At 67.7% G+C, this 17973-nt stretch carries 17 protein-coding genes, 1 pseudogene and 1 riboswitch; of the genes and pseudogenes, 15 read left to right on the top strand and 3 right to left on the bottom strand.

Annotated elements, in window-relative coordinates; all coding sequences use genetic code 11:
* The 9 genes from DW306_RS01710 to DW306_RS01670 all read left to right on the top strand — a co-directional run.
* On the top strand, positions 1 to 311 hold a 311-nt coding region (locus tag DW306_RS01710; RefSeq protein ID WP_136053917.1), incomplete at its 5' end, for an ABC transporter ATP-binding protein.
* A 159-nt stretch (positions 312 to 470) separates the two neighbouring features.
* Positions 471 to 566: riboswitch (glycine riboswitch) on the top strand.
* A 151-nt stretch (positions 567 to 717) separates the two neighbouring features.
* Positions 718 to 1920: a glycine cleavage system aminomethyltransferase GcvT gene (locus tag DW306_RS01705; protein WP_136053916.1), complete on the top strand. Its 1203-nt coding sequence runs from the start codon at positions 718 to 720 to the stop codon at positions 1918 to 1920.
* Entirely contained in the window at positions 1917 to 2294 is a 378-nt protein-coding gene (gene gcvH / locus DW306_RS01700) for a glycine cleavage system protein GcvH (RefSeq protein WP_136053915.1), read from the top strand. The genes DW306_RS01705 and gcvH overlap by 4 nt, the downstream gene beginning before the upstream one ends.
* A gap of 7 nt (positions 2295 to 2301) precedes the next feature.
* Positions 2302 to 5199 (top strand): aminomethyl-transferring glycine dehydrogenase, encoded by a 2898-nt coding sequence (gene gcvP, locus DW306_RS01695; protein ID WP_136053914.1) that lies wholly within the window; start codon positions 2302 to 2304, stop codon positions 5197 to 5199.
* 217 nt (positions 5200 to 5416) lie between these two features.
* Complete coding sequence (locus DW306_RS01690) at positions 5417 to 7048, top strand: ABC transporter substrate-binding protein (protein WP_136053913.1); 1632 nt, start codon at positions 5417 to 5419, stop codon at positions 7046 to 7048.
* Positions 7049 to 7148: 100 nt separating this feature from the next.
* Positions 7149 to 8075 (top strand): ABC transporter permease, encoded by a 927-nt coding sequence (locus DW306_RS01685; protein ID WP_136053912.1) that lies wholly within the window; start codon positions 7149 to 7151, stop codon positions 8073 to 8075.
* On the top strand, positions 8068 to 9012 hold the full coding sequence (locus tag DW306_RS01680) for an ABC transporter permease (protein ID WP_136053911.1): 945 nt from the start codon (positions 8068 to 8070) through the stop codon (positions 9010 to 9012). Before DW306_RS01685 ends, DW306_RS01680 begins: the two co-directional genes overlap by 8 nt.
* On the top strand, positions 9009 to 10682 hold the full coding sequence (locus DW306_RS01675) for an ABC transporter ATP-binding protein (RefSeq protein ID WP_136053910.1): 1674 nt from the start codon (positions 9009 to 9011) through the stop codon (positions 10680 to 10682). The genes DW306_RS01680 and DW306_RS01675 overlap by 4 nt, the downstream gene beginning before the upstream one ends.
* Before the next feature lie 2 nt (positions 10683 to 10684).
* Complete coding sequence (locus DW306_RS01670; protein ID WP_136053909.1) at positions 10685 to 11254, top strand: PH domain-containing protein; 570 nt, start codon at positions 10685 to 10687, stop codon at positions 11252 to 11254.
* A 93-nt stretch (positions 11255 to 11347) separates the two neighbouring features.
* Here DW306_RS01670 and DW306_RS01665 read toward each other — a convergent pair whose 3' ends face one another.
* The gene (locus DW306_RS01665) at positions 11348 to 11581 is read right to left on the bottom strand and encodes a hypothetical protein (protein WP_136053908.1); all 234 of its coding nucleotides are present in this window, start codon (positions 11579 to 11581) and stop codon (positions 11348 to 11350) included.
* Between the two features lie 105 nt (positions 11582 to 11686).
* Positions 11687 to 12493: a CPBP family intramembrane glutamic endopeptidase gene (locus DW306_RS01660; RefSeq protein WP_136053907.1), complete on the bottom strand. Its 807-nt coding sequence runs from the start codon at positions 12491 to 12493 to the stop codon at positions 11687 to 11689.
* 102 nt (positions 12494 to 12595) lie between these two features.
* On the opposite strand from DW306_RS01660, the gene typA reads away from it, so the two are divergent.
* Both typA and DW306_RS01650 read left to right on the top strand, forming a co-directional pair.
* Complete coding sequence (gene typA / locus DW306_RS01655; protein WP_136053906.1) at positions 12596 to 14509, top strand: translational GTPase TypA; 1914 nt, start codon at positions 12596 to 12598, stop codon at positions 14507 to 14509.
* A gap of 193 nt (positions 14510 to 14702) precedes the next feature.
* Positions 14703 to 15581 (top strand): phospholipase, encoded by an 879-nt coding sequence (locus DW306_RS01650; RefSeq protein ID WP_136053905.1) that lies wholly within the window; start codon positions 14703 to 14705, stop codon positions 15579 to 15581.
* A 21-nt stretch (positions 15582 to 15602) separates the two neighbouring features.
* Here the strand turns inward: DW306_RS01650 and DW306_RS01645 are convergent, their stop codons facing one another.
* A complete protein-coding gene (locus DW306_RS01645) occupies positions 15603 to 16151 on the bottom strand; it encodes an XRE family transcriptional regulator (RefSeq protein WP_136053904.1) in 549 nt (182 codons plus the stop codon).
* 104 nt (positions 16152 to 16255) lie between these two features.
* On the opposite strand from DW306_RS01645, the pseudogene DW306_RS01640 reads away from it, so the two are divergent.
* The 4 genes and pseudogenes from DW306_RS01640 to fdxA all read left to right on the top strand — a co-directional run.
* A pseudogene (locus tag DW306_RS01640) lies at positions 16256 to 16972 on the top strand (AzlC family ABC transporter permease).
* On the top strand, positions 16969 to 17283 hold the full coding sequence (locus tag DW306_RS01635) for an AzlD domain-containing protein (RefSeq protein ID WP_136053903.1): 315 nt from the start codon (positions 16969 to 16971) through the stop codon (positions 17281 to 17283). Before DW306_RS01640 ends, DW306_RS01635 begins: the two are co-directional and overlap by 4 nt.
* Before the next feature lie 49 nt (positions 17284 to 17332).
* Positions 17333 to 17743, top strand: a complete 411-nt coding sequence (locus tag DW306_RS01630) for a histidinol dehydrogenase (RefSeq protein WP_136053902.1) — start codon at positions 17333 to 17335, stop codon at positions 17741 to 17743.
* A 9-nt stretch (positions 17744 to 17752) separates the two neighbouring features.
* Positions 17753 to 17973 (top strand): ferredoxin (gene fdxA / locus DW306_RS01625; RefSeq protein WP_136053901.1); only part of this gene is annotated, 221 nt, incomplete at its 3' end.

The following is a 17973-nucleotide window of genomic DNA, read 5'->3' as shown; positions in this document are numbered from 1 at the left end:
TCGCCGACGAACCGGTGTCGATGCTCGACGTGTCGATCCGTCTCGGAGTGCTCAACCTGCTCGCCGAACTGCAGCGCGAAGAGAACCTCGGCGTGCTCTACATCACGCACGACCTGGCGACCGCACGGCACTTCTCGGACGAGATCATGGTCCTCTACAAGGGCGACGTCGTCGAGCGCGGCCCGGCGGACGAGGTCATCCTCCACCCGCAGCACGACTACACCAAGACGCTGCTCGGCGCCGCGCCCGAACCCGACAACCTCGGTCGTCTGCGCGACGAGGTTCGTGCCGAACTCGGCATCGTCGGCTGACAGCACCCGTTCCGGTCGCATTCTCTGCCGCCGGCATCCGTTCCGGTCGCACTTCGTGCCGCCTCGCGACGCCCGAGACGGCAGAAACTGCGACCGCAACGCACCCTCGCAGGCGCAGGGCTCCGGCTAGACTGAACCCCACAACTGAAGACAGGCCGAATGACCCCCGCGGGAGAGCCCCGGCGAACGCAGCCGGGCACCGAAGGAGCAAGCCTCCCCGCCAATCTCTCAGGTAACGCGTACCGCGCGGTTCCGGCCACTCTGAAAAGCGATTTCGAGCGCAGCTCGGGATCCGCCGACGGTGAAAGCCCCCCAGCGCGGGCGAAGCTCTCAGGCCCATGACAGAGGGGGAGTTCCGAGGAACGTCGATGGCGCCGTTCCGCCCGATCCAGCCCGGGAGAACTCCATGTCCGATCCCCGCTACACCCCGCTGCGCGAACGCCACGAGGCGCTCGGAGCATCGTTCACCGACTTCGGCGGCTGGCAGATGCCGGTGCGCTACACCTCCGACCTGGCCGAGCACCACGCCGTGCGCCAGGCCGCCGGGATCTTCGACATCTCGCACATGGCGGAGTTCCTCGTCACGGGTGAGAGCGCGGGGGAGTTCCTCGACTACGCGCTCGCCGGACGTCTGTCGGCGATGGCCGTCGGCAAGGCGAAGTACTCGCTGATCCTGTCGGAGTCCGGCGGGATCGTCGACGACGTCATCGTCTACCGGCTCGCTGAGGACCGCTACCTGGTGATCGCGAACGCCGGGAACCGCGGATTCGTCGATCAGGCCTTCGCCTCGCGTGTGCGGTCGTTCCCGTCGCTCATCGAGCGTCAGGGCCCGGCCCGCGCGGAGGGCGAGGAGCGCAGCTTCGCCGGCTTCCTGGGCGACCGCGGTGTGGACGTCGAAGACGTGTCCGACTCGTACGCGCTGATCGCGGTGCAGGGCCCGGCGGCGGAGGGCATCGTCTCCGCGACCGAGGGGATCACCGACCTCGGCACGCCGTGGGCGGAGCAGAAGTACTACGCCTGGGCCGACGCCGCGTTCCTCGGAGAGCCGCTGCTGATCGCCCGCACCGGCTACACCGGCGAGGATGGCTTCGAGCTGCTCGTCCGCGCCGAGGATGCGGCAGCCCTCTGGGATGCCGTGGTCGCCGCAGGGACCGCGCACGGTCTCGTGCCCGCCGGCCTCGCCGCGCGCGACACGCTCCGGCTCGAGGCGGGGATGCCGCTGTACGGCCATGAACTGAGCCTCGACACGAAGCCGGCGCAGGCCGGACTCGGGCGCGTGGTGGTGTCCGACAAGGAGAGCTTCATCGGGAAGGATGCCCTCTCCACGGTCCCAGAGCCCGACGAAGGGTCCGACGCCCCCGTGCTCGTCGGACTGGTCGCCGAGGGCAAGCGCGCCGGACGCGCCGGCTACGCCGTGGTCGATGCCGACGGCGCCGTGCTCGGTGAGATCACCAGCGGTGCGCTCAGTCCGACACTCGGCCACCCGATCGCGATGGCCTACATCGATCCGTCTTCCGCTGAAGAGGGAACCGCAGTATTCCTTGATGTGCGGGGGACGAAGATCCCCGCGACCGTGACCGCCCTGCCTTTCTACCGGAGGACCAAATGACCGACCTCAGCGCACTGAAGTACACCGACGAGCACGAGTGGATCGCGACCGCCGGTGACACGATCACGATCGGCATCACCGACTACGCCGCCGAGAAGCTGGGCGACGTCGTGTTCGTCGAGCTCCCCGCCGTCGGCACCGAGCTCACCGCCGGCGCGGTCGTCGGCGAGATCGAGTCGACGAAGTCGGTCGGAGAGCTCTACGCCCCGGTCGCCGGAACGGTCGTCGAGGTCAACGACGCCGTCGTCGACGACCCCTCGCTCGTCAACGCCGAGCCCTTCGAGGGCGGCTGGCTGATCAAGGTCTCGGTCGCCGACGGCGCTGCCGACGGCCTGCTCGACCGCGACGCGTACGTCGCACTGACGGAGGGCTGATCCACCCGTGGTCTCTTTCGCCGATCGTCACATCGGACCCACCGACGCCGCCCAGCGAACGATGCTGGACGCCCTCGGCATCCGCCCTTCGACAAGCTCAGGGACCCAGGGGGAGGACGCCGTCGAGGCGCTGATGCGCCAGGCCGTGCCGTCGTCGATCTTCACCGACCCCTCGGGCGCTCTGGATTCCACGATCCCGGCAGCGGCGAGCGAGACCGAGGCGCTGGCCGAGCTGCGCAGCCTCGCCTCGCGCAACGCGGTGAACCGCCCGATGATCGGCCTCGGCTACTACGGCACCATCACCCCGCAGGTGATCCAGCGCAACGTGCTGGAGAATCCGTCCTGGTACACGGCGTACACGCCGTACCAGCCGGAGATCTCCCAGGGTCGGCTCGAGGCGCTCATCAACTTCCAGACGATGGTCGCCGAGCTCACCGGGCTCACGACGGCCAACGCCTCGATGCTCGACGAGTCCACGGCGGTCGTGGAGGGGATGCTGCTCGCTCGACGGGCCTCCAAGTCGACGTCTAACGTGTTCGCGGTCGACGCCGACGCGTTCCCGCAGACGAAGGCTCTGTTGGCCACCCGGGCGGATGCCGTGGGCATCGAGCTCGTGCCGGTCGACTTCGCCGCGGGCGAGGAGCTGCCGGCCGAGCTGTTCGGCGTGTTCGTGCAATACCCGGGAGGGTCCGGCCGGGTCTGGGACCCGACGCCGGTCATCGACGCCGCGCACCTGGCCGGTGGCCTCGCCGTGGTCGCCGCGGATCTGCTCGCCCTCACGCTGATCGCGTCGCCCGGCTCGCTGGGTGCGGATGTCGCGGTCGGCACGACCCAGCGCTTCGGAGTGCCGATGGGCTTCGGCGGTCCACACGCCGGATACATGGCCGTGCGCGGAGGCCTCGAACGGCAGCTTCCCGGACGTCTGGTCGGCGTCTCGGTCGATGCCGACGGCAAGCCCGCCTACCGGCTCTCGCTGCAGACGCGCGAGCAGCACATCCGCCGCGAGAAGGCGACTTCGAACATCTGCACCGCTCAGGTGCTGCTCGCCGTCATGGCCTCGATGTACGCCGTGTACCACGGGCCCGACGGACTCAAGGCGATCGCGACGGACGTCGCGGCGAAGGCCGCGCTGCTGCGCGACTGGCTCGTCGAGGCCGGAGTCGACGTCGTGCACGACGCCTTCTTCGACACCGTCTCCGTGCGCGTACCCGGTCGTGCGGCCGAGCATCAGGCGCAGGCGCACCAGTCGCACGGCATCCTCGTGCACGTGGCGGATGCCGACACGATCAGCGTCGCGGTCGACGAGACGACGACCGTCGCCGAGCTGCACCAGCTCGTGACGGTCTTCGGCGGCAAGCCCGAGCGGGTGTTCGGGCTGATCGACACGCAGGACTCGATCCCCGCCGCCCTCCGGCGCGAGGACGAGTATCTGACCCACCCGGTCTTCCACGCGCACCGCAGCGAGACCGCGATGATGCGCTACCTCAAGAGCCTCGCCGACCGCGACTATGCGCTCGACCGCGGCATGATCCCGCTCGGATCCTGCACGATGAAGCTCAACGCGGCGACCGAGATGGCGGCCATTACGTGGCCCGAGTTCGCCGGCATCCACCCGTTCGCGCCGGCATCCGACGTGCAGGGCTACCTCGATCTCATCGAGCAGCTCGAGGGTTGGCTCGCCGAGGTCACCGGGTACGACGCCGTGTCGCTGCAGCCCAATGCGGGCTCGCAGGGCGAGCTGGCCGGCCTTCTGGCCATCCGCGGCTACCACCTCGCGAACGGCGACGAGCAGCGCACCGTGTGCCTGATCCCGTCGTCGGCGCACGGCACCAACGCCGCGTCCGCGGTCCTCGCGGGCATGAAGGTGGTCGTGGTGGCCTGCGACGAGCTCGGCAACGTCGACCTCGACGACCTCCGTGCGAAGATCGCCACGCACGCCGATGCCCTGTCGGCCCTGATGATCACCTATCCGTCCACGCACGGCGTGTACGAGCACGACGTCGTGGAGATCACGACCGCGGTGCACGAGGCGGGCGGACAGGTCTACGTCGACGGAGCCAACCTCAACGCCCTGCTCGGCTACGCGCGGTTCGGCGACCTCGGCGGCGACGTCTCGCACCTCAACCTGCACAAGACGTTCGCGATCCCGCACGGCGGCGGCGGACCGGGCGTGGGTCCCGTCGCCGCGAAGGCCCACCTGGCACCGTTCCTGCCGTCGCATCCGCTCGCGCAGCGCGCCGAGCACTTCGGCGGCTTCACCTTCGAAGGCGGTGTCGTCTCGGCGGCGCCCTACGGCTCTGCGGGCATCCTGCCGATCTCGTGGGCCTACGTCCGGATGATGGGCGCCGATGGCCTGCGCCGCGCGACCGCCGCCGCGGTGCTCTCGGCGAACTACATCGCCGAGCGACTCCGCGAGCACTATCCGGTGCTCTACACCGGCGAGAACGGCCGCGTCGCGCACGAGTGCATCCTCGACCTCCGTCCGCTCAAGGAAGCCACCGGCATCACGGTCGACGATGTCGCCAAGCGCCTGATCGACTACGGCTTCCACGCGCCGACCATGTCGTTCCCCGTCGCGGGCACCCTCATGGTCGAGCCGACGGAGTCGGAGGACATCGGCGAGATCGATCGCTTCATAGAGGCGATGATCATGATCAAGGCGGAAGCGGATGCCGTGGCGGCAGGTCGCTGGCCCGCCGACGACAACCCGCTCGTGCACGCGCCCCACACCGCGGTCTCGCTGATCGCGGGGGAGTGGGCTCACGCGTACACGCGAGAGGACGCCGCGTACCCCGTGCATGCGCTCGTCGCCGGGAAGTACTGGCCGCCGGTGCGACGCATCGATCAGGCATACGGCGACCGCAATCTCGTCTGCGCCTGCCCGCCTGTGGAGGCCTTCGCCTGACACCGGCGCACGGATCAGAACGGAGTCGCGCTCCTCGCCGGGGAGCGCGACTTCGTCGCGTCTTTCCGGGTGTTTCACGGATGTTACGTATGGTCACCACTCAGTAACAGTTCGTTAGCTGAGCGCAGTGTGGAGCGGAACCCCGGGTTACGCTCGACTATCCCTACGCGTTCGACGATGAGCGCGCAGTTTGAGTAACAGTCCAGGAGGACACAAAGTGAAGCGCAACAAGATCGCCCTCGCGGGCAGCGCATTTTTCCTGATCGGGGCCCTGACTCTCGCGGGCTGCGCGAGTGGCGGAGGCAATGAGCCTTCAGAGGAGCCGTCCGGCGACTCCTCGGCCATCATCTCGGTCAACAACACCGAGCCGCAGAACCCGCTGATCCCCACGAACACCAATGAGGTGGGTGGCGGTCTCGTCCTGCAGAGCATCTTCGCCGGTCTGGTGTACTACGACGCCGAGGGCGCCATGCACAACGACCTCGCCGAGTCCATCGAGACCGACGACGCGCAGACCTACACGATCAAGATCAAGGCCGACCAGACCTTCGCCAACGGCGACCCGGTGGACGCCGAGTCGTTCGTCAAGGCCTGGAACTACGGTGCCGCGCTCGACAACAAGCAGCTCTCGAGCTACTTCTTCGAGTCGATCGAGGGCTTCTCCTACGACGAGAACGTGGCGGAGCTCTCCGGCCTCAAGGTCGTCGACGATCTCACCTTCACCGTCAAGCTCAAGCAGCCGGAGTCCGACTTCCCGCTGCGCCTCGGCTACACGGCGTTCTTCCCGCTCCCCGCAGCGGCCTGGGATGACCTCGAGGCCTTCGGCGAGAACCCGATCGGCAACGGACCGTACGTCTTCGCCGAAGAGGGTGCGTGGAAGCACAACGAGAGCATCGAACTCGTCAAGAACGACGACTACACCGGCCCGCGTGAGCCCCAGAACGGTGGCGTGGACATGAAGCTCTACGCCAGCACGGATGCCGCGTACGCCGACCTCCAGGGTGGCGAGCTCGACATCATCCAGGAGATCCCGGACACTGCCCTGCAGACGTTCGAGACGGACTTCCCGGACCGCACGGTGAACCAGCCGGCCGCTGCCAATGCGACCATCACGATCCCGGAGCGCCTCGAGCACTTCAGCGGTGAAGAGGGCCAGCTGCGTCGCGCTGCGATCTCGCACGCCATCAACCGCGAAGAGATCACGGACGTCGTCTTCAGTGGCACCCGCACCCCGATGAAGGACTTCACCTCCCCGGTGATCGACGGATACTCCGAGGACATCCCTGGTTCCGACGTGCTCGAGTTCGACGCGGACAAGGCGAAGGAGCTCTGGGCCGAGGCCGACAAGATCGCGCCGTGGACCGGATCGTTCCAGATCCAGTACAACGCCGACGGCCCCAACCAGGGCTGGGTCGACGCCATCGCCAACCAGCTGAAGAACAACCTCGGCATCGAGGCGTCCGGCAACCCGATCCCGACGTTCGCCGAGCACCGCACGCTGATCACCGAGGACCAGACGCAGACTGCCTTCCGCACCGGATGGCAGTTCGACTACCCGTCGATGTTCAACGGCCTCGGCCCGCTCTTCGGAACCGGCGCCGGCTCGAACGACGGCGACTACTCGAATCCCGACTTCGACGCACTCCTCGATGAGGGCGCAGCCGCGACCGACGTCGCAGACGGTGTCAAGAAGTTCCAGGAGGCGCAGGAGATCCTGTTCAAGGACCTGCCCGCCATCCCGCTGTGGTACACCAACGCCATGGGCGCCTGGGGCGAGGACGTCGAGAACGTCCAGTTCGGCTGGGACACCTGGCCGATCCTCTACCAGGTCACGAAGGACGGCGAGTAAAGCCAGACGGCACTCAACCGTGAGGCGGTGACGACATTGTCGTCGCCGCCTCGCGGGCTGTGTTGTTCATGCTTTCCGCCTCCTGACGACAGGACCACAGATGTTCGGTTACATCCTCAGACGTCTTCTGCAGGTGATTCCGGTTTTCTTCGGAGCCACCCTGCTCATCTACTTCCTCGTCTTCGCCATGCCGGGCGACCCGATCCTCGCCCTGTTCGGCGAACGCACCCCGAATCCTGCGGTCGTCGAGCAGCTGCGTGAGCAGTACCACCTGAACGAGCCGTTCATCGTGCAGTACTGGTACTACATCACCGGTGTGTTCCAGGGCGACCTCGGCAACACGTTCTCCGGCCGTCCCGTGTCGGAGGTGCTCGGGGAGACTCTCCCGGTCACCGGCCGTCTCGCGGTCATGGCGATCGGCATCGAGTTCGTACTCGCGATCATCATCGGCACGGTCTCGGCACTGCGCAAGGGCAAGTTCTTCGACCACTCGATGCTCGGGGTCGCGCTCGTCGCGATCGCGATTCCCATCTTCGTCGTGGCGTTCCTCGCGCAGTACTTCCTCGCGATCAAGCTCGGCTGGTTCAAGCCGACCGTGGGCTCCGACAACGACTGGGGCGGACTGTGGCTCCCTGCCATCGTGCTCGGCTTCAGTCTCTACGCCGTGAGCATGCGGCTGATGCGCAGTTCCGTGATCGACACGCTCAACCAGGACTGGGTGCGCACCGCGTACAGCAAGGGGCTCTCGCGCGGCCGGGTCATCCCGGTGCACGTGCTGCGGAACTCGCTGATCCCCGTGATCACCAACTCGGCCACCAACTTCGGTGTGCTCCTGGTGGGTGCAACCGTGACCGAGGGCATCTTCAACGTCCCCGGTGTCGGCAACACGCTCTACCAGGCCGCGATCCGCAACGAGGGTCCGACCGTGGTCTCCTTCGTGACGGTGTTCGTGATCCTCTACGTCCTGGTCAACCTCGTCATCGACCTTCTCTACGGTCTGCTCGACCCAAGGATCCGCTATGCATGACCCCATCTCGCAGAATCATTTCGTCGCGCCGATCGAGACGGAGACCATCTCCGTCGACGCCGTTCGGATCGCGGAGAAGCCGCGCAACCTGTGGCGTGACGCCTGGTCAGACCTGAGGCGTCGCCCGCTGTTCTGGTTCTCGGTCGTGCTCGCGCTGTTCTTCGTCGTGATGGCGCTCTGGCCGACGCTGTTCACGGCCACATCGCCCGTCGACAACTGCCAGCTCGCCAACAGCAATGCCGGGCCGGCGGAGGGGCATCCGCTGGGCTTCACCTTCCAGGGCTGCGATATCTGGGCGCGGATCGTGTGGGGGGCGCAGACCTCCCTCGCGGTCGGCTTGCTGGCCACCGCGATCGGCTCGGTCGTCGGACTCATCATGGGTGCGCTGGCCGGGTTCTATGGCGGATGGCTGGACTCGCTGCTCTCGCGCATCGGCGACATCTTCTTCGCCATCCCGTACATCCTCGCGGCCGTGGTCGTCATGACGGTCTTCTCGCAGTACCGCTCCGTGCCGGTGCTCGCGTTCGCGATCGGTGGTTTCGCCTGGGCGTCCACCGCTCGTGTGGTCCGCGCCGAGGTGCTGAGGGTTCGCCAGTCGGACTTCGTCGTCGCGGCACAGGCGGTGGGGCTCTCGAAGTTCCGCATCCTCCTCGCGCATGTGATCCCGAACTCGCTGGCGCCTCTGCTCGTCGTGTCGACGTTGGCTCTCGCCGCATCGATCGTCGCCGAGGCGACGCTGTCCTTCCTCGGAGTCGGACTGGGAAGCAATGTCATGTCCTGGGGTAACGACATCGGTGCGGCGCAGCAGTCGCTCCGTGTCGCGCCGATGGCGCTCATCTATCCGTCGATCGCGCTCACGCTCGCCGTGCTCGCGTTCGTGACCCTGGGTGAGCTCATCCGAGACGCCATCGATCCGAGAGCGAGGGCACGGCGATGAACGATCGCACAACCGAACGAGTCCCCCTGCTGAGCGTGCGCGATCTGAAGGTCGCGTTCCGGACGCAGGAGGGGGACCGCGAAGTCCTGCACGGTGCCACGTTCGACATCTTCCCGGGCGAGACCGTCGCCATCGTGGGGGAGTCGGGATCGGGCAAGTCCACGACGGCCAGCGCCATCGTGAACCTGCTTCCCGGAACCGGCACGATCACGGGCGGATCCATCACCCTCGACGGTCGAGAGCTGACCACGCTGGGGCGTCGGGAGATCGAGGCTGTGCGCGGCCGCGAGATCGGCTTCGTTCCGCAGGACCCGATGTCGAACCTCAACCCCGTGTGGAGCATCGGCTTCCAGGTGAAGGAGGCGATCCGCGCGAACGGGATCGCCCATGGCCGGGAAGCGGTGAAGGCGCGCGCGATCGAGGTGCTGAAGCAGGCAGGCCTCGCCGATGCCGAGAGGCGTCTGCACCAGTTCCCGCATCAGTTCTCCGGCGGGATGCGGCAGCGGGCGCTGATCGGCATCGGCCTCGCGGCCGATCCGAAGCTGCTCATCGCGGACGAGCCGACCTCGGCCCTCGATGTCACGGTGCAGCGCGTCATCCTCGATCACATGGCGACGCTCACGCGGGAGAAGGGCACCTCGGTGCTCCTCATCACGCACGACCTCGGCCTCGCGGCGGAGCGTGCGGAGAAGATCATCGTGATGAGCAACGGCAACATCGTCGAGGCTGGGCCGAGCCGGGAGATCCTCGAGAACCCGCAGCACCCGTATACCCAGCGACTCGTCGGTGCCGCACCCAGCGTGGCGTCCCAGCGTATCCAGGCCGTGGTCGAGGACCGCGGTATCGAGACTCTCGAGGACCTCGCCGACATCCCGCCGACGGTGCGTGTCGCAGGTCTCACGAAGGACTACCGGATCCGTCAGGGCAACTTCCGCAGTGAGGCGTTCCGGGCGGTCGACGATGTGACCTTCGAGATCCCGCGCGGCAAGACGCTGGCTCTCGTCGGAGAGTCGGGTTCCGGCAAGTCGACGGTCGCCAAGATGGTGCTGAAGCTCGAGGAGCCCACGAGCGGCACCATCGAGATCGACGGTCAGGACGTGTCGAAGCTGTCCAACGCCCAGGCGTTTGGCCTGCGTCGGCGCATGCAGCCCGTGTTCCAGGACCCGTATGGCTCTCTCGACCCGCTCCGCAACATCGGCAATACGATCTCGCAGCCGCTGCAGATCCACGGTGTCGGTGACCGCACCTCGCAGCGCGAGCGGGTGGAGGAGCTGCTCGATCAGGTGGCGCTTCCTCGGGCGCTCGCGACCCGGTATCCGAACGAGCTCTCGGGCGGTCAGCGGCAGCGTGTCGCGATCGCGCGTGCGCTGGCGCTGAAGCCCGACATCGTCGTCCTCGACGAGGCCGTCTCGGCGCTCGATGTGCTCGTGCAGGACCAGATCCTCCAGCTTCTCGCGGGTCTGCAGTCCGAGCTCGGCCTGACGTACCTCTTCATCACGCACGACCTCGCGGTCGTCCGTGTGTCGAGTGACCTCGTCTGCGTCATGGAGAAGGGGAAGGTCGTCGAGCAGGGAACCGTCGACGAGATCTTCGCCAAACCGCAGCAGGAGTACACCGACCGTCTGCTCAAGGCGATCCCGGGTGCATCGATCCCGCTCGGCGGACGCTGAGCGTGCCGAAGGATCCAGGGCCGGAGGCCGCGCGGACATTCCGTGCGGCCTCCGGTCCGGTCTTCCTGGTGCTCTGCGCGCTGTTCGCCGTCTTCCTGCTCGGCGACGCCGTGCTGCGCGCGGGCTGGGGGCAGATGCTGCTGCTCGCCCCGTGGGTGCTGCTCGCCCTGTGGGTCGTCTACGAGGTCGCCTTCATCTCCTCCGTCCGTGTCGACGACGCGGGAGGGACCGTGCAGAACATGCTGCGACGCACGACCTTCGGGTGGCGTCGAGTGCGCGACATCGATCTGCGCTGGCAGCTCGTCTTCTCCCTCGACGACGGAACCGACATCACCTGCTACGGCGGGCCGGCCAGGGCGCGTCAGCGGCGTGGTGGTGTCCGGCAGGACGGCGAGGAGCGCAAGGCGCCGACGAGTCTGCGCGACCTGACCGACATCCGCGATCGCTGGGAGGCGGCGGATCTCGCGGCGGATGCACCGATCCGGCGCACCTGGGATGTTCCGGCTCTCGGCGCGCTCGGCCTGATCGTCGTCTGGGCCGTCGTCGCGATCCTCATCGCGAACGCCGGCTGAGCCTGATCAGACCACAGTAAACGCCTGTGGAACCCCAGACGGTATCAGGCGTTACACAAGATCGCTGCCGTCAACTGACGCTGCGCCTCGCTGTCATCGCGCCCAGAAGAAAGTCCATCGCACGACGTCCGTGGTGCGAGGCGGTTGCACGCACTGCATCACCTTATAACCGTCCTGGATGAAGATCTTTCGTTCCGCTTCGCACTTCGCCTTGGTCGAGTAACTGGACGATTCGTGCCAGTCGACGGCCTGTGCCGCGCCGGCGCCCCCAAGAATGATTCCCGTCACCAATGCCAGGCTCGCCACGGCGGTACTTGTCTTCTTCATTGCGTCTCCGATCGTTTCGATCGATCGATTGGATCGATCGCTCGAAACAGTAGGTGCTTCTCCGCAATGACGCATCATATTGGGGGGGGGCGATCCGGCATCCGTTCAGCCCGGCAGCCCGAACAGCTCCGGCCAGGTCGCCGCGGCCCATGGATAGCCGACGAACACCGTCGCATCGATGAGGAAGTGCGCGACGAGGAACGGCAGCAGCCGTCCGCTGCGCTGGAAGAGCCAGCCGAACAGCAGCCCCATCGCGAGATTCCCGATGAATGCGCCGGGGCCCTGGTACAGGTGGTAGCTCGCCCGCAGGACCGAGGTCGACACGATGATGACCCACGGGCTCCAGCCGAGCTGCCTGAGCCGGGCGAAGAGGTACCCGAGCACGACGAACTCCTCCTGCAGCGATGCCCGCGCGGCGGCGAGCAGCAGGATCGGCACGGTCCACCAGTGCGAGTCGAGACCCGCGGGGTTCACGGCGACGAAGAGACCCAGCGCACGTCCGACGATGTAGAGAGCGAGGCCGGGGATGCCGATGGCGAGCACGAGCAGGATGCCGCGCCCGGTATCCCTCGCCGCTCGCGTGCCGTCCAGCCCCAGACGCTCCAGGTGCGGGCGGTGCGACTGCCACAGCAGGAAGCACACCAGCAGCACCGGGACGAGCGAGAAGCCGATCGACAGCACCTGGTAGATGAGGTCGAAGATCTCGCGGTCGCTCCGTGAGGGATTGAGCGTGGCGGTCTGATCGGCGAGCGGGGTCTCATCCGTGAGGCGATAGGCCAGCTGCACGATCGCGTACACGGCGGACTGGCCCAGACCGAGGGCGAGCACGATCGCGATCTCCCACCGGATCCGCGTGCGAGAGGGCGCAGGATCGAGGGAAAAGGCGGGTTCCTGGGCCGGTCGTGACGTCACGATCACGATGCTACGACCTCTGCTCAGGAACGAGCCCTGAGCTTGCGTTATCCTGGAACGTCGGCTTCCCGACGAAAACCCCCACCTCTTTAGGACTTCTGCATGGCGCACGCCCTCCGCTCTGACCTCCGCAACGTCGCAATCGTCGCGCACGTCGACCACGGCAAGACCACTCTCGTCGACGCCATGCTGCGTCAGACGGGCTCTTTCGGCGAACACGCGCACGTCGACGAACGTGCCATGGACTCGAACGACCTGGAGCGCGAGAAGGGCATCACGATCCTCGCGAAGAACACGGCGATCACCTATAAGGGTGAGCACGCCACGGACGGCGAGGTGACGATCAACGTCATCGACACCCCCGGCCACGCCGACTTCGGCGGCGAGGTCGAGCGCGGTCTGTCCATGGTCGACGGCGTCGTGCTGCTCGTCGACGCGAGCGAGGGCCCGCTGCCCCAGACCCGCTTCGTGCTGCGCAAGGCTCTCGAGGCCAAGCTGCCGGTGATCCTCCTGGTCAACAAGACCGACCGTCCCGACGCCCGCATCGCCGAGGTCGAGGAAGAGGCGCACGATCTGCTGCTGGGCCTCGCCTCCGACCTCGTCGACGATGTGCCCGACCTCGACGTCGACGCGCTGCTCGACGTGCCGATCGTCTACGCCTCCGGCCGTGCCGGTGCCGCGTCGCTCAATCGCCCCGAGAACGGCACCCTGCCCGACAACGACGACCTCGAGCCGCTCTTCGGCGCGATCCTCGAGCACATCCCGGCTCCGGCCTACGACGACGAGGCTCCGCTGCAGGCGTGGGTCACGAACCTCGACTCGAGCCCGTTCCTCGGTCGCCTCGCCCTGCTGCGCGTCTTCAACGGCACGCTGAAGAAGGGCCAGACGGTCGCCTGGGTCCGCGCCGACGGGACGCACCAGAACGCCCGCATCACGGAGCTGCTGAAGACCCGCGCCCTCGAGCGCTACCCGGCGGAGTCCGCAGCGCCCGGCGACATCGTCGCCATCGCCGGCTTCGAGGACATCACCATCGGCGAGACCATCGCCGACCCGGACGACGTCCGTCCGCTGCCGGCGATCACCGTCGACGACCCCGCCATCTCCATGACGATCGGCACGAACACCTCGCCCCTCATGGGCAAGGTCAAGGGCCACAAGCTGACCGCCCGCATGGTCAAGGACCGCCTCGACCGCGAGCTGGTCGGCAACGTCTCGCTCAAGGTCGTCGACATCGGGCGCCCCGACGCCTGGGAGGTCCAAGGCCGCGGCGAGCTCGCGCTCGCGATCCTCGTCGAGAACATGCGCCGCGAGGGCTTCGAGCTCACCGTGGGCAAGCCCCAGGTGGTCACCAAGCAGATCGACGGCAAGACGCACGAGCCGTTCGAGCACCTGACGATCGACGCTCCCGAGGAGTACCTCGGCGCGATCACGCAGCTGCTCGCGGGCCGCAAGGGCCGCATGGAGGGCATGTCGAACCACGGCACCGGCTGGGTGCGCATGGAGTTCGTCGTCCCCTCGCGCGGCCTCATCGGCTTCCGTACGGAGTTCCTGACGACCACCCGCGGTACCGGCATCGCCAACGCGATCGCGCACGGCTACGAGCCGTGGGCCGGGCACATCACGACCCGCCAGAACGGCTCGATCGTCGCCGACCGCATGGGCGTGGTGACCCCGTTCGCCATGATCGCCCTGCAGGAGCGCATGTCGTTCTTCGTGCAGCCCACGCAGGAGGTCTACGAGGGCATGGTCATCGGCGAGAACTCGCGCGCCGACGACATGGATGTGAACATCACCAAGGAGAAGAAGCTCACGAACATGCGTGCAGCGAGCTCCGACACCTTCGAGTCGATGACCCCGCCGCGTCAGCTGACGCTGGAGGAGAGCCTCGAGTTCGCCCGCGACGACGAGTGCGTCGAGGTGACGCCCGAGGTTGTTCGCATCCGCAAGGTGAACCTTGACCAGAACACCCGTGCGCGTGAGACCGCGCGTCTCAAGCGCCAGGATGCGAACGCCTGACACTCGTTCCACGCGTGCTCCGCAGAGGGCCCCGCACCGCCGATTCGGCGCGTTCGGGGCCCTCTTCTCATGAAAATCCCAGGTGAGGGATTGTTTTTGTTCAGGTTGACAAGGCAGACTCGAGCACTTGCGCCTGGGACGAGCTCCCGATGAGTCTCCTGCAACGGCGTACGACGACCCGAAAGTCGAACCCATGCTTCATGAATCCCGTGCGCTTCGGCGCGCCTCCGATGCGGCATCCGCCCGCGTCACCGCCCGCCGCCCGATGATGATCCTCGGCACCGCGGCTGCCACGCTCCTCGGCATCACCCTCACGGCCGGCATCGTCTCTGTGCCGGCGTCCGGCTCCGAGCTGCCTGATCCCGGTGCGGCCGTCGCGCAGCTGGTCACCGGTGCGGAGCCTCACGCGAAGATCGCGGACGAGGCGGCCATTCCGCTGATCGAGGCGAAGGATGCCGTGCTCGATGCCCAGGCGCTCGGGTACCACGTCGCCGTCTCCGGCCTCGACGTGAGCGCCGCGCCCGCGGTCGACGTGTCTGAGCTCCAGGACGATATGGATGCGCTGAAGGATCGCGACACGATGTCTCCGCTCGTGGTGACGGTGCTCACCGAGCAGGTCGAGGCCGCGACGACGGCGCTCGTATCCGACACGGCGACGCTGCAGGACGCGTTCACCGCGGCGCAGGAGAAGAAGGCCGCGGATGATGCCGCCGCCGCTGCCGCCGCGCAGGCGGAGGCCGCCGCCGCCGCGCTCGCCGCCGCGAACACCGTCGACGGCGCGAAGGCCACGGCGCAGCAGCTGATGTCCAGTCGCTACGGCTGGGGAGGGGACCAGTTCTCCTGCCTGGAATCGCTGTGGAACAAGGAGTCCGGCTGGAACTACCAGGCCTACAACCCCAGCGGCGCCACCGGCATCCCGCAGGCCCTTCCCGGCAGCAAGATGGCGTCGGAGGGCAGCGACTGGCAGACGAACGCCGCGACGCAGATCGCGTGGGGGCTCGGCTACATCTCGTCGGTCTACGGCACCCCGTGCAGCGCGTGGGGTCACTCGCAGGCGATGAACTGGTACTGAGAGCCGGCGCCCCCGCCCGGCTCAGCGCAGTTCGGAGATGAGGACGGCGCTGGTGCCCGGCGCGGTCGCCTCGAAGATGTGCGGAGCGTCGCCGGCGTATGTGAGGTAGTCGCCCGGGTTCAGCGTGATCGGCTCCGCCACGGGGCCGATCCGCGCCTGACCGGCGATCAGGATCACGTGCTCGATGGTTCCCGGATGGTGCGGATCGGACACGCGAGGGTCGCCGGGTTCCGCCTGGATCAGGTAGAGGTCGCGGCGCGCACCGGGAGGGCTGGCGGAGAGCAGCGTCGCGCTGTACGCCGCCGCCGAGGACGGCACGCCGGCGAGGTCGTCCGCGCGGATGAGGGTGGGGGCGTTCGCCTGCTGGTCCACCAGCACCGCGAACGGCACGCCGAGCGCGACGCCGAGCGCCCACAGCGTCTCGACGCTCGGGTTGCCCGCGCCGCTCTCCAGCTGTGAGACGGTCGCCTTCGACACCCCGGCGCGCCGGGCCAGTTCCGACACCGAGATGCCTGCGGCCTCGCGCTCGCGACGGAGAGTGCGGGAGATGCGTGTGCGGAGATCCTCCATGCGTTCATCATGTCAAACGATCGTTCGCTTGACTATGCACCACGGTGTGTTCAGAATGATAGTCATGTGTTCACTGGATCGAACGATGGCTGACAGGGGGCGCCGTGACCGCCGAGCGTGAGGTCTGGCGCGAAGCCCTCGGCGTCGTGCTCGCGACGAGCGCCTACGGCATCTCGTTCGGAGCGCTCGCCGTGGCATCCGGTCTCGATGTCTAGCAGACCTGCGTGCTGAGCCTGCTCATGTTCACCGGCGGGTCGCAGTTCGCCTTCGTCGGCGTCTTCACCGCGGGCGGCCTCACGGCGCTCCCGTCGGCCATCGCCTCTGCGGCTCTCCTCGGAGTGCGCAACGTCGCGTACGGCATGCGCATGTCGCCGATCGTCGGCGGGGGACCGGTACGCCGCGCGGCCGCTGCGCACTTCACGATCGACGAGTCGACAGCCGTCGCGATCTCGCAGACCGTCCCGCGGCTGCGTCAGGTGGGGTTCTGGGTGACCGGCATCGGCATCTTCGTCGGGTGGAACATCACGACGCTGGTGGGCGCCCTCGTGGGCGACGTGCTCGGCGACCCGAAGACGTGGGGACTGGATGCCGCGGCCGCTGCGGCCTTCCTCGCGCTCCTGTGGCCGCGACTCAAGCAACGGCAGGCGATCGCGGTCGGCATCGCCGCCGCGGTCGTGGCAGCCGCTCTCACGCCGTTCCTGATGCCGGGCCTGCCGGTGCTGATCGCCGCCCTCGTCGCGATCGTCCTCGGCTGGTTCAACTGGCTCGGACGCCCCTCCAGCGGCCCCACGACGGATCCCGGAGCGGAGGGGCTGTCATGAGCCTGTGGAGCGCAGTCCTGCTGGCCGCGCTGATCTGCCTGTCGCTCAAGGCCGTCGGCTACCTGGTGCCGCCGAAGGTGCTCGAGGCGCCTCGGCCGGCACGCATCTCGGATCTCCTCACGGTCGCGCTGCTCGCCGCGCTCGTCGCGGTGCAGACGCTGGGCGACGGTCAGGCGATCACGGTGGATGCCCGCGTGCCCGCCGTGCTCGTCGCCGGCGGTCTGCTCTGGCTGCGGCAGTCGTTCCTGGTCGTGGTGGTCGCGGCGGCGCTGGTGGCGGCACTCCTGAGGGTCTTCGGGCTCGCCGCGTGATGACCGTGACCCGCGCCGGATCCACAGCCCTCGCGGGTAGGATCGTCGAGTGCGCGTGAGCTGGGTGTCGAGAGTCCTGTCGTGGGTCGCCGCCGCCCTCGTGGGCGGCGTCTACGGCATCGCCGGCACGATCGGGCACAGCCTCATGTGGGGACCGATACCGGTCGGGATCATCGTCGGTGCGATCGCGTGTGCGGCGATCCTCATCGCGGTCCGCGCGCTCACGCATGACAGAGGCGCGGCCGTCGCCGCCGGACTCGGCATGATCGGCATGCTGGTGCTCATCTCGGGCGTCGGTCCGGGTGGCTCCGTCGTCGTGGCCGACTCTCTCGCGGGGCGGATCTGGACCTATCTGGTCGCCGGTCTGGTGCTTCTGGTCGTCGCGTGGCCGTCGTTCTCACGGCTTCCTGTGCGCACCGAGGCGCCGGCTGCGGAGGAAGCGGTCAGCCGCGAGTCGTAGACTGGGGGAGTGACGTATGTGATCGCCCTCCCGTGCGTCGATGTCAAGGATCGCGCCTGCATCGACGAGTGCCCCGTTGACTGCATCTACGAGGGTGAACGCTCGTTGTACATCCATCCGGACGAGTGCGTCGACTGCGGCGCCTGCGAGCCCGTCTGCCCTGTCGAGGCGATCTACTACGAGGACGACCTCCCCGACGAGTGGCAGGACTACTACAAGGCCAACGTCGA

Source organism: Microbacterium sp. K24 (assembly GCF_004794465.1).
Lineage (GTDB): Bacteria > Actinomycetota > Actinomycetes > Actinomycetales > Microbacteriaceae > Microbacterium.
This window is presented reverse-complemented; position numbering and strand designations above follow the sequence as displayed.

Coding starts and splice junctions, on each gene's coding strand:
- DW306_RS01665 (WP_136053908.1), bottom strand. CDS start 11,581: ATGAAGAAGACAAGTACCGCCGTGGCGAGCCTGGCATTGGTGACGGGA.
- DW306_RS01705 (WP_136053916.1), top strand. CDS start 718: ATGTCCGATCCCCGCTACACCCCGCTGCGCGAACGCCACGAGGCGCTC.
- DW306_RS01645 (WP_136053904.1), bottom strand. CDS start 16,151: ATGGAGGATCTCCGCACACGCATCTCCCGCACTCTCCGTCGCGAGCGC.
- DW306_RS01635 (WP_136053903.1), top strand. CDS start 16,969: ATGAGCCTGTGGAGCGCAGTCCTGCTGGCCGCGCTGATCTGCCTGTCG.
- DW306_RS01680 (WP_136053911.1), top strand. CDS start 8,068: ATGCATGACCCCATCTCGCAGAATCATTTCGTCGCGCCGATCGAGACG.
- DW306_RS01675 (WP_136053910.1), top strand. CDS start 9,009: ATGAACGATCGCACAACCGAACGAGTCCCCCTGCTGAGCGTGCGCGAT.
- typA (WP_136053906.1), top strand. CDS start 12,596: ATGGCGCACGCCCTCCGCTCTGACCTCCGCAACGTCGCAATCGTCGCG.
- DW306_RS01685 (WP_136053912.1), top strand. CDS start 7,149: ATGTTCGGTTACATCCTCAGACGTCTTCTGCAGGTGATTCCGGTTTTC.
- gcvH (WP_136053915.1), top strand. CDS start 1,917: ATGACCGACCTCAGCGCACTGAAGTACACCGACGAGCACGAGTGGATC.
- DW306_RS01650 (WP_136053905.1), top strand. CDS start 14,703: ATGCTTCATGAATCCCGTGCGCTTCGGCGCGCCTCCGATGCGGCATCC.